Raw genomic sequence first — 13,814 nt, forward strand, 5'->3', positions numbered from 1 at the left:
GCATCGGGTACCCGCTTCCAATATGGCGCGGGCCACCCCAGTTTCCACGCCTTTCCTGACAGGAACCTGTCGATAAACCGCTTTCCTTACGCGCTGGGGGCGGCGTCCTTGGGCGTGGCGGGGCGCTGTGATACCCGCTGCGTCGGCCAGCGACCCGCCGCCAAGTCGTCAATCAAGCGCATTTGCGTCGGCAAGCATACGGTTTCCAGGTCATATCGCTGCACGATCGTCTCCCGCGCGCGGTGGCGCAGGCGCCCCAGCCGTTCGCGATCCGCCAAGGCGGCGGCGACGGTCCGCGCCAACCCCTGGGGCGAGAAGAAGTCGACCAGCAGGCCGTTCTGACCGTGCTTGATGACCTCACGCACAGGTGCCGTGTCGGACGCGACCACCAGACAGCCGCTGGCCAGCGCTTCCATCAAGGACCACGACAGCACGAAGGGATAGGTCAGGTAGACATGGACAGCCGACACGCGCAGCACCGACAGGAAGGTGTCATAGGGCACCTTGCCCAGGAAGTGGACGCGCGCGAGGTCGAGTTGGTCCCCCACCTCCGCCATGTACTTCGCGCGATAGTGGGGATGGTCCTGCGGGCGTGTGCCATAGCTGACGTCGTCGCCGCCCACGATCACCACCTGCGCGTTGGGCCGCTGCCGCATCAATTCCGGCAGGGCGCGCAGGAAGGTATGGAAACCGCGATAGGGTTCCAGGTTGCGATTGACGAAGGTGATCACCTCATCCCCCGCCCGCAACACCAGGGGGGTGGCGGCCCCGTCGGGCGTGACCGTCAGCACCGCAGCCGGATCCGGACAAACCAGGCGGGTATCCACGCCGTCATGCACGATGGCGACCCGGCGTCTGAAATCGGCCGGAAGGCACTGCGCCTGCCACCGGGTGGGCGTGATGCCCGCGTCCATGGCCTGCAGCCCGTGCAACAACACACTGTTCTTGATGCGGATGCGGAAAACGTCATCCAAGACCGGCGGAAACTCGGGATCGAAGCCGACATCCGCACCGTGGGCATTGTAAAAGAACTCCAGGTAGGCTAGCAGCTTCGCCTTTGGAAACACGTCCTTCAGAAACAGGGCTTCCCCCCAGCCCGGGTGGGCGCAGATCACATCGGGAATAAAACCCTGTTGTGCCAACTGCATGCAGGCGCGCAGGACGGTTTGCCCCCGCCGGACCGCGGCTTCAAAGGACGCGACATAATGGTGGATGCCCTGGGTGGCGCCGGCAGGCGATGGGTAACGAACCATGAGCATGCCGTACGGCAGGGGCAGGTCGGAACAGTTCGCCTGGTCGCCCATGCAAACGACCTCATGCCCGGCCGCGGCCAGGCGGATGGCCAAGTGGCGATATTGGCCCGGGAAGTTCTGGTGAACGAACAGCAGCCTCATGATGCGGTGTCGACACCCGCCGGCGGGGTAACGTAAGCGATCGCCCAGAGATTGAAGCTGGCCTCATCCCTGGTGACCTTGACATGGCCGAATCCGGCATCCAGCAGCGCCTTGCCCAAGGTTCGCGCGGTAAAGCCGGTGTGGTGTGCCATATAGTGATTGCCGTGCGCGATGGAAGCGCGCAACCCGAACACCATGTCGAGCGGGGCTACCGGACCGGCCGCAGACATATAGGCGGGCTCATCCAGCTTGTCCTCAAGCACAAGGCGGGCGATGGCCTGCAGGTCCGGCAAGGTTATCAAGGCGAACCCATCCGCCTTCAGCACCCGCCGAAACTCCGCCAGCGCCACCGGCACCTCGTGCGCGTGCAGATGCTCGACGTTGTGGGAGGACCAGATGGCGTCCACGCTGGCATCGGCCACCATGGAAAGATCGGTGATCGATGTGACGATGTCGGGCCGCACGGCGGGATCGATATCGACCCGCACCTCACGCCATTCGCTGCTTGAAAACAGACTGTGCAGCTTATCCGGCCTGTAAACGCCGGAGCCGACGTGCAGGACGGTGCGCGAAACGCAGGATACTAGGGTCATGCTCAATTCCGAACTCACGGGGAGGCCGACCCCCTGCTGCCTGCCGGTACTATCCCCTGGCGACGCGCCAATTCCAACAGGGCATCATTGATACGCGACGGCGGCGCCCCCAGCGGCATCAGCATGCCACGGCCATGGTGGCGCAGGCGCTCGGCCTGGGCGCCAAGATCGAAGGCGGCGACGGTCAGGCCGGCGGCCAGCATCTCGGTCAAGGTGTAAGACCAGGTTTCCGGCCATATCGAGGGCAGGAAACCCAGATGGGATTGGCTGGCGCGCAGCAGATCCGGCGCCTCTTCCGGGCTATAGCGCCCCGCGACCCGAACCCGGCCGGTTTCCAGCAAAGGCGTGTCATCCTGGGTATAGCCCACCACCAGGAATTCCAGGGGCAGGTTCCGCGCCTGGGCATCCCGCGCACAATCCAGCAGCACATCGTACCCCTTGACCATGCCGATGGCGCCGAGGACGGCCACCCTGACAGCAGACGGATAGGCCGGATCGGCTCGAAGCGGGACGGGGGGCACCTCGAGATCGGGGTGGGGCCGCACCACCACGGGAATGGTCGCACCCGGCGATTGCGCCATGGCGAGAGGGGCTAGATGGGTCGTCAGGCGGCGCGCCGTGTCCTGCGTCGGGCAGACAACCCGCCGCGCCCTGGCCAAAAAAGCCGCCATGGACCGACGCCATGCCGCGACGGACAAATCCGTCGGGTGGAGCCTGTGCCCGTTGCTCAGGACACAGGTCTCGCACACGGATACCGGTGGCTCACCGCAATAGCGGTCACTGCCATCGACCAGGTTGATCCGGGGGCAGATCCATACGTAGTCGTGCGCGTAGACCTCGTATGGCCACTGGCCGGCCAGCATGTCCAACAATATGGACGGAACGCCCATGACATGGTGCACGACCATGCGATCCACCCCGAGGGTGCGCAAGTCGAGCATCAGCTGTGGCAACCCGGCTGCGCCTTTGTAAACCAAAGATCGGAGTTGCGGCATGTCCGGTATTTCCAGGAATACCCGGGGCGGCTTGGCCTGCCCTATGTCTCCCCTCTCGGTGACGGGCTGCTGCCAGCCTTCAGCCCGCAGAACGACGACCCCCACCCCTTCCGCGGTCAAGGTCGCCACCTGGTCATTGACAAAGCGATCCGTTCCGCCGCCCAAGGCCGGGCAAACCACAAGGCAATTCCGCGGGCCCAGGCTTTGAGCCCAGGCGAGGTCCAGGGCGCGCCGCGCCGGCAACAGCGGATCCGCGGCGATGTGCGCGTGCACCGCCGGCTCATAGTCGGGATGAAGGCGGTTCAGGGTCCTGATGGCCGCGGCGATGCGGTCCGACTTCTCCGCACCGAAGGACGAGCCCCCGACATGGCCAACGAGGATGTCCAGGGCGGCGACATGGCGCCAACCGCGCGCCCGCGCCCGCCAGCAGAAATCATTCTCTTCACCATAGCCCTGGCCAAATGTTTCGGCATCGAAATAACCAACGTCGTCCAGGCAATCCCGCCGTATATAGAAACAGAAGCCGACGCCAGTGGGCATATCGGCGGTTTGGCCGGCCAATGTCGCCGCAGCCAAGCCATCCAGGAACGGTATCGGGGCGTTGGCCAAGGGTGTGCCACCGATATCAGGATAACTGAAGATGGTGGCGTCATTGGACAACGGGGTCACCGTGCCGATGGCGGCGTCCTGATAAGCGGCCAAAGTCAACCGGTGCAGCCAATCGCCGTGAACCATGGCATCGGCATTCAGCAGCACCACATCACGATCAGGGTGCAAGGCCATGCCGCGATTGACCGTCCGCACAAAGCCGAGATTGCAGGCGTTGCGTAGCACGGTGGCCCAGCCCCGGGCCTCCACCTCATCCACCAGCGCCACCACAGCCGCGTCCGCGGGGGCATCAACGATCAGAATGATTTCAGTCGCGGGACGGGCGTAGGCGCCTTCCAGGCTGTCGCGTAGCGCCGATAGGCAGGCCCGGGTGACGTCCGCGTCACCATAAATCGGGACGATGACATCGACAGGCCGGAGGGACGCCTGGTCCAGGCCCCGGATTCCAGTACCCGGGCGGTGCCGTGGCGCGCGGCGCTCCGAATTCGACCCCAGAATGCCTGCAGGCCAATACACAGGCTCCTGGGTCGATGGAAAAATCCCCCGCACCCCTTCTTCCACAGCCAGCATCGGCACGGTTTGCGCATCCGCCGGCTTGGCGCCCGCCTCGGGCCGGAATACCAAACGATGCGGCTGACCGTCGGGCCCCAACAGGTCCAGAGCAACGGGCCGGGTCGGGCACGCGGCGTCCCAAGCCCGCACGATCAAGCCATTCCCTTCCTCCTCAGCGATCCGCATGGCGCGTGCGATGAGGCGAGGAGGTTGGGTGGCGGTGGGCTCCAAGGGCGCTCCCAGCGCCCGCGTGCCGTCAACGACGATGTCGAATCTGGCGCGCCCGGCGAGGGCCGTCGGCACGGTAAAACTGAACGGACGCAGGGGCGCGTCAGCCGTTGTCACGGATAGAGGCATCTGGGCCAGCACCAAGCCGTTCCAGCGCAGTTCAGCCCGTTGAGCCGACGCCCCGGCCACGCCATCGATGCGGCCGCCACAGGGGTAAGCCACGGCTGGAACGGCACCGGATGCCACCAAGCCGCGCAGTATGCCCAAACAGGTTTCGTTGGTTTCCGCGTTCCAGCAAAGCGCGGGTATGACACGCTCAAGAATGCCCGGGAAGTCCGGCGAGGAAAGGGGTGTCGCCTGTGACAGGCCCACCGCCGCCAGGGGATGGGCGCCGTCCAGATCGAGGGCCCGCGTGAAGCAGGAGGCGGCGTGTTCCATCCGTCCACGGCCTAACGCGACGACCCCTTCAAGAACCATATCAGCGGCAATGCCACTGGACCGGGCCAAATGGGCCGCGCGGTGGGCCGCATCGTCCAGGCGTCCCGCGCCAAGGGCCGCCTGTACCAGGTGGCGCAGGGCCTCAAGCCGGGCCTCGGGCCACAACACGGCCTCCAGGCTCAGCGCGGTTGCCGCTTCATAGTCTCGGCGGGATAATGCCGCATCGATGTCCGCCAGTATTTGGCGCTGGCGCGCAACCACGGTGTCGGACATCTGGCGAGTAGCCTTAACGGGGCAGGACCGCGACCTTCAGGGCCATGAGCGGATCTTGCGGCTGCGACGAGCGGCACATGACGCCGTCTTGCCCCGTGACATCGCCCTGGCGCAGGAACCGCACGGCATAGTCCACCCGATGGGTATTCGCCAACCGGCCGACCAGGCGGAAACCGGCGCCCAACAGTGGCAGACCACGGCCGGCAATGCCCGCCAGCGTGCCGGCCTTGACCCAGGTAGCGCCTGGATCGATCGGATTGGCCGCACAATATTCCAGCCCTTCGGCCAGTTCCGGCGAACCGCCGACCGTGAAGGCTTCGATCCAAAACAGGTGGTCACCCGCCGATGCCCATTCACCACCAGCGAACGCGCGGTCCCCCATGCGCTGAATATGCGCAATCAGACGAACATCAAGGGTCGCGGGGATCGTCTCATCCCCCAACCGCTGAACGCCCACGGAGATGGATGAGGAAAGCTGACCACTCAGGGTGAAGGTGGTTATCAGCAAGGGCGCGGATTGCGCAGTGACGACAAGCGCCACCCCTTCCGAGCCATTGAGCCACGCTGAGGTATTGAGCCCAGCGGGGGTCAGAAATTGCAGTGGCGCATAACCGGCCTGGGAGAGCGAAGACACCTGAACCGAGGGGAAACTAACACCCTTGATCTGCTGGCGCCCCGCCTCGCTCAGACGGGCGGTTATGTAATAGGTCCCTTCTGGTAGGGCCATGACCTTGGGCGTGGCCCGAACCGGATCACTGTCGGGTGATGACGTTACGACCGCCGATGTTTCGGCTGGCGCCAGAGTGTTTGGCTGCATCGTCTACCAATAAGAAGGTGGAGAGTTGCCGAATACTGCCGGCTGAGAGCCCACAAAGCAAGTAAGACTATGGCGGGCCAATGGCCCGCCATAGCTTAATTAAGCTGTTTAACTGACCAATTACTTGGCCGTGAACCAATTGATGTTCACACCCGTGGCACCCTGGACCGTGATGGTAGAGCCATCCGGCAAGGTCAAGGTGGTGTTGCCGTTGCTCACGGTCGCATTGTTGATCAGCGAGATGAGGTCCAGCGACTTGCCACCGTAATTGGTAGAAGTAAAGGCCAGCGTATCCTGCGAGGGGTTGAAGCCCGACACCGTGTCGTTGCCATCGCCCGGGCTGAAGATGAAGACGTCCTTGCCGGCGGCGTTGCCAACCAAGGAGTCGTTGCCCGTACCGCCGATGATGTAGCTGCCGCCGCCGCTGGCATAGATGGTGTCGTTGCCCGAGCCACCACCCAGCGTGTCGGCACCGTTGCTGGTGCGACCGTCGATGACGTCGTTACCCGCACCGCCGTTGATGATGTCGTTACCGGCACTCGACGTGATCACATCGTTGGTGGCGGAGCCGATGACACTGTCATTACCAGTGCCGGTAATGATGGTGTTCGTACCGGAGCCAACAACGGTGCTGGAGCCGCTCAGCACCAGGAAGTTGTTGCCGGCGTCGCCGACCACGACCTTGCCACCACTGTTGCCGTCCAGGAACAGCGCGGTCGTATTGCCGGCGGCGGTGCCAGTCAGGACGACGGAGGTCAAGGTGGGATCAACGGAAACGTTGGTCACGACGCTGCTGCTGCCGACCGTGCCGGCCGCCGTCTTTGATAGATCCACAGCGGCCAGCGTCGGCGTGGTGGACGATCCACCACTGACGACCACGCTGCTCACCGACGACACGCTCGCGGTGCCAAAGGTGATGGTGGAGGACAACGTCGCCGTCGGAGTGGTGGATGATGTCGGCGCCGCAGTCGTGATGCTCAGCGTGCCGCTAGCCGCGATGACGCTGTTCAAGGCGTTGGCCAGAGCATTCTGACTGGCCTGGGAAATGGATGGCGCCGTCGTGACGCTAACACCACCGGTGACAGTTGGCATGATTATATCCCCGCTTAAACGTCACTTCACCACTATTGAACCGCAGCCCGCTGCGGCGCTGACGTATACGTTAAAACCCCATGGCGAATTTATTAACGCGTTCCGCCAGCCCCGCGTGGTTGTAGGTATAATTCACGCGGCTCGCGGCGCACAAGCCGGATTCAAGAAAACTATCGCTTTAATTTTAGATTTGAGCACCCCGCGCCGCGCCGCCAACGACAGGACATGGCAAAACAGCAATGTTTTTATGCCATTCGGCCTATACCATTAGGCGGGGGTTGCCTCTGGCAACGGCGGCTTGAGCCGCTTGCTGCGCGTCCCGTCGCCTTCGCGGGTGCAGCGATTCGCGGTCGATCCCCCTCGCCCCCCAGGGCCAAGGTTAATGAACCTGCGCCGCCATGTTCCTCCATACCTGGACGGAAATCGGCCATTTAAGGATTGACGCCCCATCATCGCTATGGCTCTTTCCGCGCAGTCCTTTCACAGCTCGGCTATGAGAGTATAAATTTTCTCATATATTCAACACAATGGCCGTAATATCCACAGAGGCTAGGCATTCAATGAACGGTGCTGAGAGCAAGCCCGCGGCGCAAATCGCACCAGTGCCCTTGGTGGTCGACATCGACGGCACGCTTATCCGCTCTGACCTTCTTCTTGAGAATTTCTTTACCTTGCTTTCCAGCAACCCCATCGGCGCGCTGGGCGTCTGGCGCTTGCCGCTGCGCAGCAAAGCATGGCTTAAAGATTATCTATCAAATAAAACGGATCTGGATGTATCCACGGTACCGCTTAACCAGCAGGTTATCGATTTTCTCCTGGCCGAGAAAGCCAAAGGTCGGCGGATCTATTTGGCCTCTGCCTCGAACCACAGGCTGGTGAAGGCGCTTGCCGAACACCTCGGGTTCGTGGATGGGGTGTTCGGCTCAGACGAAAACCTTAACCTCTCGGGCCCGAACAAGGCGGAGTTGCTGTGCCGGGAGTTCGGCGACAAGGGCTTCGATTACATCGGCAACGATTGGGTGGATATGCCGGTCTGGCGTCGGTGCCGGACGGCGATCGTCACCAACGCTCCCACCCGGCTGGTGCGACGGTTGATGGCGGAACGCCATGACGCCGTGGAGCTGCCGGTGCCCCAAGCCGGGGTGAAGGTCTACTTGAAGGCGATCCGGGTCCACCAGTGGCTGAAAAATCTGCTGGTGTTCGTGCCGCTTCTGGCCAGTCATGACCTGACCGGCGTGACCATCATCGACAGCCTGCTGGCCGCCCTGGCGTACAGCCTGGCCGCCAGCAGCGCTTATCTGTTGAATGACCTTTTGGACCTGCCCAATGACCGGGCTCATCCCACCAAGCGCAACCGGCCGTTGGCCAGCGGCCGGTTGCCGCTGATCCAGGGGGCGGCCCTGGTGCCCTTGCTGCTGGCCGTATCGGCCCTGTGCGGCCTGCTGGTGTCCATCAATTTCCTGGCGGTGCTGGCCGCCTATTATGTGATCACCCTGGCCTACTCGCTGTATCTCAAGCGACATATGTTGATCGATGTTCTGACTCTGGCGGGACTATATACATTGCGCATTCTGGCGGGCAGCGCCGCCATTGAGCGTCCTTCGTCCGCTTGGCTGCTCGGCTTCTCCGTTTTCGTCTTCCTCTGCCTGGCACTGATCAAGCGCTATATTGAGCTGGTTGGCAGCCTGAAGGCCAACAAGGGCAACCCCAAGGGCCGCGGCTATCGGCTGGAGGATCTCAGCATCCTGTCCGGCCTGGCCAGCGCCAGCGGCTATTGCTCCGTCCTGGTGCTGGCTCTCTACTTCAACAGCCCCGAGGTCCATGCCCTGTACAGCAACCCGTCGCTGCTCTGGCTGGCCTGCGCGCCCCTGCTGTATTGGATCAGCCGTCTCCTGCTGCTGGCCCATCGCGGCGAATTGCATGACGATCCCGTGGTCTTCGCCGCCACCGACCGGACCAGCCTGGTCACCGGCGCCATCATGCTCGCCATCGTCCTGGCGGCGGTGTGACCCATGCGCCAGCTGATCACATCCTGGGGCAATCTGGCCGCTGTCGAGCATGAGGTGGCGACGCCCGCCTTCCGCGAGGAAGCGGGACTCGTCCTTTCCAGCCTTCTGGAAAAGGCGAACAGTGTGCTGGCCCACGGCCTGGGCCGCTCCTACGGGGATAGCCCGCTGAACGGCGGTGGTGGCCTGCTGGTCACCCGCCGCATGGACCGGTGCCATTTCTTCGATACAACCCGCGGGGTCGTGCGCGCGGACGCAGGACTAAGCCTGGCCGATTTGCACACCATCACCATACCGCGCGGCTGGTTCGTGGCCGTGACGCCGGGCACCAAGTTCGTCACCCTGGGCGGTGCGGTCGCCAATGACGTGCATGGCAAGAACCACCATGTGGCGGGGAGCTTCGGCCACCATGTTCGCGCCCTCGGCCTGCGGCGTTCCGACGGAGAGGTCCTCAAATGCGGGCCCGACCGGAATGCCGACCTATTTCGCGCCACCATCGGCGGCCTGGGCCTGACGGGCCTGATCGAGTGGGTGGAGATCCAATTGCAGGCCATCGCCTCTTCCGACATGGAGGTGGAGAACCTCCGCTTCGACCATGTCGACCGCTTCTTCGAGTTGGCGGCGGAAAGCCTGGACTGGCCGTACAGCGTGGCCTGGGTCGATTGCCTGAGCCAGGGTGCGACCCTGGGTCGGGGCATCTTCTCACGCGGGCGCCACGCGGCGGACGGCCCCCGCTTGGCCCAGCCGGCCCGCGCCAAGCTGGCGGTCCCCCTGACCCCGCCCATCAGCCTGATCAACGGCCTGAGCTTACGCGCCTTCAACGCAGCCTATTACAGCCGCCCGGGCGCGACCTTCGCCGGCCGTTGCCATTTCGATGGCTTCTTCTATCCCTTGGATGGTGTGCATCACTGGAACCGGGTCTACGGACCAAAGGGTTTTTATCAGTACCAGTGCGTGGTGCCACCAGCCGTGGCACGTGAGGCCGTGACGGAATTGCTGGCCAGAATCGCGGCGTCGGGTACGGGATCCTGCCTGGTTGTCCTGAAGAATTTCGGGGACATCGCCCCGGCGGGCCTCCTGTCCTTCCCCATGGCCGGCACCACGCTGGCCCTGGACTTCCCCAACCAGGGCGCGCGCACCCTGGCGCTGATGGCCGACCTGGATCGCATCGTGGCATCCGCTGGCGGACGCCTTTATCCGGCCAAGGACGCCCGCATGCCGGCGAATCTGTTCGCGGCAGGTTACCCCGACTTGGCGGACTTCAAGCGACACCTCGATCCGGCCTTCATGTCCGACTTCTGGCGGCGGATGGACCGGAGCTTCCAAACCCAATAAGCGAACAGGCGTGAACGAGATGACCGGACAGAACGTGGTGATCCTGGGGGCGACCTCCGCCGTGGCCGAGCGCTATGCCCGGCTGCACGCCGCGCGCGGTGCCCGCTTGGTGCTGGCCGGTCGCGACGCCAAGCGGCTGGCGGCCATTGCCGCGGATTTGAAGGCGCGGGGGGCAGCGGACGCCCACGTGGCCCTGGTGGATCTCGCCCTGCCCCAAGATGGCTTCGACGCCGCGTGGACGGCGATGTCGGCGAAGCTGGAAGACAGGGTGGATACCGTCCTGGTGGCCTATGGCATCCTGGGCGACCAGAAGGCGGCCGAGAGGGACATCACCGAGATGACCCGCCAGCTGACCACCAACATGACCAGCGCCTGCGCCTGGCTGACGGTCGCGGCCAACCACCTGGAGCGCCAAGGCGAGGGTACGTTGATCGCCATAGCGTCCGTCGCCGGTGATCGCGGCCGCCAGTCCAACTATGTCTATGGTGCCGCCAAGGGCGGCTTGGCCCTGTTCGCGCAAGGCATGGCCCACCGCTTCGCCGGCACGAAGGTGAAGGTGCTGACGGTGAAGCCCGGCTTCATCGACACGCCCATGACCGACGGCCTGGCCAAGGGTGGACCGCTGTGGGCGACGCCTGAGAAGGTGGCGGCAGACATCGACACGGCGGCCACCAAGGGCACCACGACCCTCTACACCCCCTGGTTCTGGATGGGCATCATGATGATCATCCGCAACCTGCCCGGAGCCATCTTCAACCGGATGAAAATCTAATGGCGGATGAAACCCTGATGCCCAGCCGCACCGACAAGTCCACGGGCAAGATCGTCATCACCGGCGCCGCCGGCCTGGTGGGCCAGAACCTGGTGGTCCGCTTGAAAGACGCCGGCTACACCAACATCGTCTGCATCGACAAGCATCCGTCGAACACCCCGGCGCTGGCGCGCATGCACCCGGACCTGACCGTGATCCAGGCAGACCTGGCCCATGAGGACGGCTGGCAGGACAGTTTGAAGGGTGCCGCCGTCCTGATCCAGATGCACGCCCAGATCGGCGGCCTGGACTGGGCGGAGTTCGAGGACAACAACATCACAGCGACGGAACGGGTGCTGGCCGCCATGCAAGCGGCCGGTGTCTCCTACCTGATCCACGCCAGTTCCTCCGTCGTGAACTCCATGGCGGTGGATTTCTACACCGAAAGCAAGAAGGCGCAGGAAAAGCTGGTGGATGCCTGCCCCATCCCCCACGTCACCCTGCGCCCCACGCTGATGTTCGGCTGGTTCGACCGCAAGCACTTGGGCTGGCTCGCCCGCTTCATGCAAAAGGTGCCGGTCTTCCCCATTCCCGGATCCGGCCGCTACATCCGCCAGCCGCTGTACGTGGGGGATTTCAGCGCCATCATCATCGCCTGCCTGGAAGGCCGCCGCACCGGTACCTATGACATCTCGGGCCAGCAAAAGATCACCTACATCGAGCTGATCCGCGCCCTGCGCAAGGCGGTGGGCGCCAAGACACCGTTGCTGCGCATCCCCTATGGCCTGTTCCACGCGCTGCTGTCAGTCTACGCCCTGGTCGATCGCAACCCGCCCTTCACCACCAAGCAGCTGAAGGCCCTGGTTACCCCCGACGAATTCATCGTCATCGACTGGCCCGGCATCTTCGGCGTGCGCTCCACCCCCCTGGACGAGGCACTGTCCGTCACCTTCAACGACCCGCGCTACGCTGGCGTCGTCCTCGATTTCTGATTTTCCCGAAGGGTTTCCCGCAATGGCTAAACTTGCCGTCATCGGCGCCGGCGCCATGGGCCTGGCCGCCGCCCATTATGCCCTGAAGGCTGGCCATGAAGTGGCGGTCTACGAGGTCGACACCCAGCCCGGCGGCATGGCGGCGCACTTCGATTTCGGCGGCCTCAGCATCGAGCGCTATTACCATTTCATCTGCAAGTCGGACCAGCCGACCTTCGACCTGCTGGCGGAGCTGGGCATCGCCGACACGCTGAAATGGCGCACCACCTCCATGGGCTATTTCATCGACGGCAAGCATTACCGCTGGGGCGATCCGCTGGCCCTGCTGTCCTTCCCCCTGTTGGGGCCGATCGACAAGCTGCGCCTGGGCCTGCAGATGTTCCTGACCACCAAGGCGCGCGACTTCCAATCCATCGAGCATCTGGACGCCGCCACCTGGTTCAAGCGCGGTGCCGGCGAGAAGCCGTTCAACGTGCTGTGGAAGCGGTTGCTGGACCTGAAGTTCTTCGAATTCGCCGATAACGTCTCGGCCAGCTGGATCGCCACCCGCATTCGTCGCATCGGCAACTCACGCCAGTCCCTGATGAAGGAACAGCTGGGGTATCTGGAGGGCGGGTCCGAAACCCTGGTCCAGGCCCTGGCCGCCGACATCGCGCGGCGGGGCGGCAGCCTGCATCTGGGCGCCAAGGTGGAGGAGATCGTGGCCGAGGGCGGCCGGGTTACCGGCGTGCGCACGGCGCAAGGATTTTTCCCCGCCGACGCCGTCATCTGCACCGTGCCCACGCCCTACGTGGCGGGCCTCGTCCCGGCCTTCACCCAGTCCACCAAGGACAAGTACGACGCCATCAAGAACATCGGCGTGGTCTGCGTCATGCTGAAACTGAAGCGGCCGGTTACCCGGCACTTCTGGCTGAACGTGAACGACCCGACGATGGAGATCCCCGGCATCATCGAGTTCTCCAACCTGCGGCCCCTGCCCGACACGGTGGTCTACATCCCCTACTACATGCCCCACAGCCATCCCAAGTGGGGCTGGACGGACGCTGACTTCGTGGCGGAGACGATGGCCTGCGTGCGGCGCCTGAACCCGGCCCTGACCGACGCCGACCTGATCGACACCCATGTCGGGCGCCTGCGCTATGCCCAGCCGGTATGCGAGCCCGACTTCCTGGACAAGCTGCCACCGGTGCAGACCGAGGTCGCCGGCCTACAGGTGGCGGACACCTGCTACTACTACCCCGAGGATCGGGGCATCGCGGAAAGCATCCGCTTCGCCAAGCGCATGGTGGACGCGCTATGAGCCCTGCAATGGAAAAGCGCCCCGCGTCACCCATGGACAGGCTGATGGCCAGTGAATTCGCCCGCTTTTTGCTGGTGGGGGGCCTTTCCGCCGGCGTCAACGTGGTCTCCCGGTATCTGCTGAACCGGGTCATGCCGTTCGAGATAGCGGTGCTGGTGGCCTACCTGTTCGGCATGGTGACCGCCTACCTGCTGTCCCGCCGCTTCGTGTTCGAAGCGTCGGGGCGCAAGGCGCATGAGGAATTCATCCGTTTCTGCCTGGTAAACGCCGTGGCGGCAGCACAGGTCTGGCTGGTCAGCGAGGGGCTGGCCCGCCTAGCTTTCCCGGCGGCGGGCCTGACCTGGCACGCCGAGGACATTGCCCACATCATCGGCGTCCTGTCCCCGGTTGTGACCAGTTACTTTGGCCACCGGCACTTCTCGTTCCGCAAGTAAGCCCC

Annotated in this window: 13 protein-coding genes; 8 read left to right on the plus strand and 5 right to left on the minus strand. The window is 64.1% G+C overall.

The genetic code is table 11. From position 1 onward, the window contains the following. Nucleotides 1-86 precede the first annotated feature (86 nt). The 5 genes from UCD39_RS12630 to UCD39_RS12650 all read right to left on the minus strand — a co-directional run bounded on the left by UCD39_RS12630 (nt 87) and on the right by UCD39_RS12650 (nt 6,685). On the minus strand, nt 87-1,394 hold the full coding sequence (locus UCD39_RS12630; RefSeq protein ID WP_330496352.1) for a glycosyltransferase family 4 protein: 1,308 nt from the start codon (nt 1,392-1,394) through the stop codon (nt 87-89). Further along, nucleotides 1,391-1,987 carry a class I SAM-dependent methyltransferase gene (locus UCD39_RS12635; protein ID WP_330496353.1) on the minus strand — a complete coding sequence of 199 codons (597 nt, stop codon included), beginning with the start codon at nt 1,985-1,987 and terminating at the stop codon, nt 1,391-1,393. The genes UCD39_RS12630 and UCD39_RS12635 overlap by 4 nt, the downstream gene beginning before the upstream one ends. Before the next feature lie 14 nt (nt 1,988-2,001). Continuing rightward, the gene (locus UCD39_RS12640; RefSeq protein ID WP_330496354.1) at nt 2,002-5,082 is read right to left on the minus strand and encodes a glycosyltransferase; all 3,081 of its coding nucleotides are present in this window, start codon (nt 5,080-5,082) and stop codon (nt 2,002-2,004) included. A gap of 13 nt (nt 5,083-5,095) precedes the next feature. Further along, entirely contained in the window at nt 5,096-5,809 is a 714-nt protein-coding gene (locus UCD39_RS12645; RefSeq protein WP_330496355.1) for a hypothetical protein, read from the minus strand. 210 nt (nt 5,810-6,019) lie between these two features. Further along, nucleotides 6,020-6,685, minus strand: a complete 666-nt coding sequence (locus UCD39_RS12650) for a calcium-binding protein (protein WP_330496356.1) — start codon at nt 6,683-6,685, stop codon at nt 6,020-6,022. On the opposite strand from UCD39_RS12650, the gene UCD39_RS12655 reads away from it, so the two are divergent. The 8 genes from UCD39_RS12655 to UCD39_RS12690 all read left to right on the plus strand — a co-directional run bounded on the left by UCD39_RS12655 (nt 6,678) and on the right by UCD39_RS12690 (nt 13,809). Beyond that, nucleotides 6,678-6,932, plus strand: coding sequence for a hypothetical protein (locus tag UCD39_RS12655; RefSeq protein WP_330496357.1), 255 nt, complete (start codon nt 6,678-6,680; stop codon nt 6,930-6,932). The two genes, UCD39_RS12650 and UCD39_RS12655, sit on opposite strands and share 8 nt — an antisense overlap. Nucleotides 6,933-6,944: 12 nt before the next feature. Next, on the plus strand, nt 6,945-7,262 hold the full coding sequence (locus UCD39_RS12660) for a hypothetical protein (RefSeq protein ID WP_330496358.1): 318 nt from the start codon (nt 6,945-6,947) through the stop codon (nt 7,260-7,262). 289 nt (nt 7,263-7,551) lie between these two features. After that, a complete protein-coding gene (locus UCD39_RS12665; RefSeq protein ID WP_330496359.1) occupies nt 7,552-9,000 on the plus strand; it encodes a UbiA family prenyltransferase in 1,449 nt (482 codons plus the stop codon). Between the two features lie 3 nt (nt 9,001-9,003). Beyond that, nucleotides 9,004-10,332 (plus strand): FAD-binding oxidoreductase, encoded by a 1,329-nt coding sequence (locus UCD39_RS12670; RefSeq protein WP_330496360.1) that lies wholly within the window; start codon nt 9,004-9,006, stop codon nt 10,330-10,332. Nucleotides 10,333-10,351: 19 nt separating this feature from the next. Further along, nucleotides 10,352-11,104: an SDR family oxidoreductase gene (locus tag UCD39_RS12675; RefSeq protein ID WP_330496361.1), complete on the plus strand. Its 753-nt coding sequence runs from the start codon at nt 10,352-10,354 to the stop codon at nt 11,102-11,104. Continuing rightward, complete coding sequence (locus UCD39_RS12680; RefSeq protein ID WP_330496362.1) at nt 11,104-12,075, plus strand: NAD-dependent epimerase/dehydratase family protein; 972 nt, start codon at nt 11,104-11,106, stop codon at nt 12,073-12,075. The genes UCD39_RS12675 and UCD39_RS12680 overlap by 1 nt, the downstream gene beginning before the upstream one ends. Before the next feature lie 22 nt (nt 12,076-12,097). Then, nucleotides 12,098-13,375 (plus strand): NAD(P)/FAD-dependent oxidoreductase, encoded by a 1,278-nt coding sequence (locus UCD39_RS12685; RefSeq protein ID WP_330496363.1) that lies wholly within the window; start codon nt 12,098-12,100, stop codon nt 13,373-13,375. A gap of 8 nt (nt 13,376-13,383) precedes the next feature. Then, nucleotides 13,384-13,809 carry a GtrA family protein gene (locus UCD39_RS12690; RefSeq protein ID WP_330496364.1) on the plus strand — a complete coding sequence of 142 codons (426 nt, stop codon included), beginning with the start codon at nt 13,384-13,386 and terminating at the stop codon, nt 13,807-13,809. Nucleotides 13,810-13,814: the final 5 nt, after the last annotated feature.

Source organism: Nitrospirillum karajorum, from assembly GCF_036348415.1.
Lineage (GTDB): Bacteria > Pseudomonadota > Alphaproteobacteria > Azospirillales > Azospirillaceae > Nitrospirillum > Nitrospirillum amazonense_B.

What these genes read in the sequence shown, in the direction of transcription:
- UCD39_RS12640 (WP_330496354.1), bottom strand. Translation starts at nt 5,082, where the DNA reads ATGTCCGACACCGTGGTTGCGCGCCAGCGCCAAATACTGGCGGACATC.
- UCD39_RS12645 (WP_330496355.1), bottom strand. Translation starts at nt 5,809, where the DNA reads ATGGCCCTACCAGAAGGGACCTATTACATAACCGCCCGTCTGAGCGAG.
- UCD39_RS12690 (WP_330496364.1), top strand. Translation starts at nt 13,384, where the DNA reads ATGGAAAAGCGCCCCGCGTCACCCATGGACAGGCTGATGGCCAGTGAA.
- UCD39_RS12675 (WP_330496361.1), top strand. Translation starts at nt 10,352, where the DNA reads ATGACCGGACAGAACGTGGTGATCCTGGGGGCGACCTCCGCCGTGGCC.
- UCD39_RS12665 (WP_330496359.1), top strand. Translation starts at nt 7,552, where the DNA reads ATGAACGGTGCTGAGAGCAAGCCCGCGGCGCAAATCGCACCAGTGCCC.
- UCD39_RS12630 (WP_330496352.1), bottom strand. Translation starts at nt 1,394, where the DNA reads ATGAGGCTGCTGTTCGTTCACCAGAACTTCCCGGGCCAATATCGCCAC.
- UCD39_RS12670 (WP_330496360.1), top strand. Translation starts at nt 9,004, where the DNA reads ATGCGCCAGCTGATCACATCCTGGGGCAATCTGGCCGCTGTCGAGCAT.
- UCD39_RS12680 (WP_330496362.1), top strand. Translation starts at nt 11,104, where the DNA reads ATGGCGGATGAAACCCTGATGCCCAGCCGCACCGACAAGTCCACGGGC.
- UCD39_RS12635 (WP_330496353.1), bottom strand. Translation starts at nt 1,987, where the DNA reads ATGACCCTAGTATCCTGCGTTTCGCGCACCGTCCTGCACGTCGGCTCC.
- UCD39_RS12660 (WP_330496358.1), top strand. Translation starts at nt 6,945, where the DNA reads ATGGATGGCGCCGTCGTGACGCTAACACCACCGGTGACAGTTGGCATG.
- UCD39_RS12685 (WP_330496363.1), top strand. Translation starts at nt 12,098, where the DNA reads ATGGCTAAACTTGCCGTCATCGGCGCCGGCGCCATGGGCCTGGCCGCC.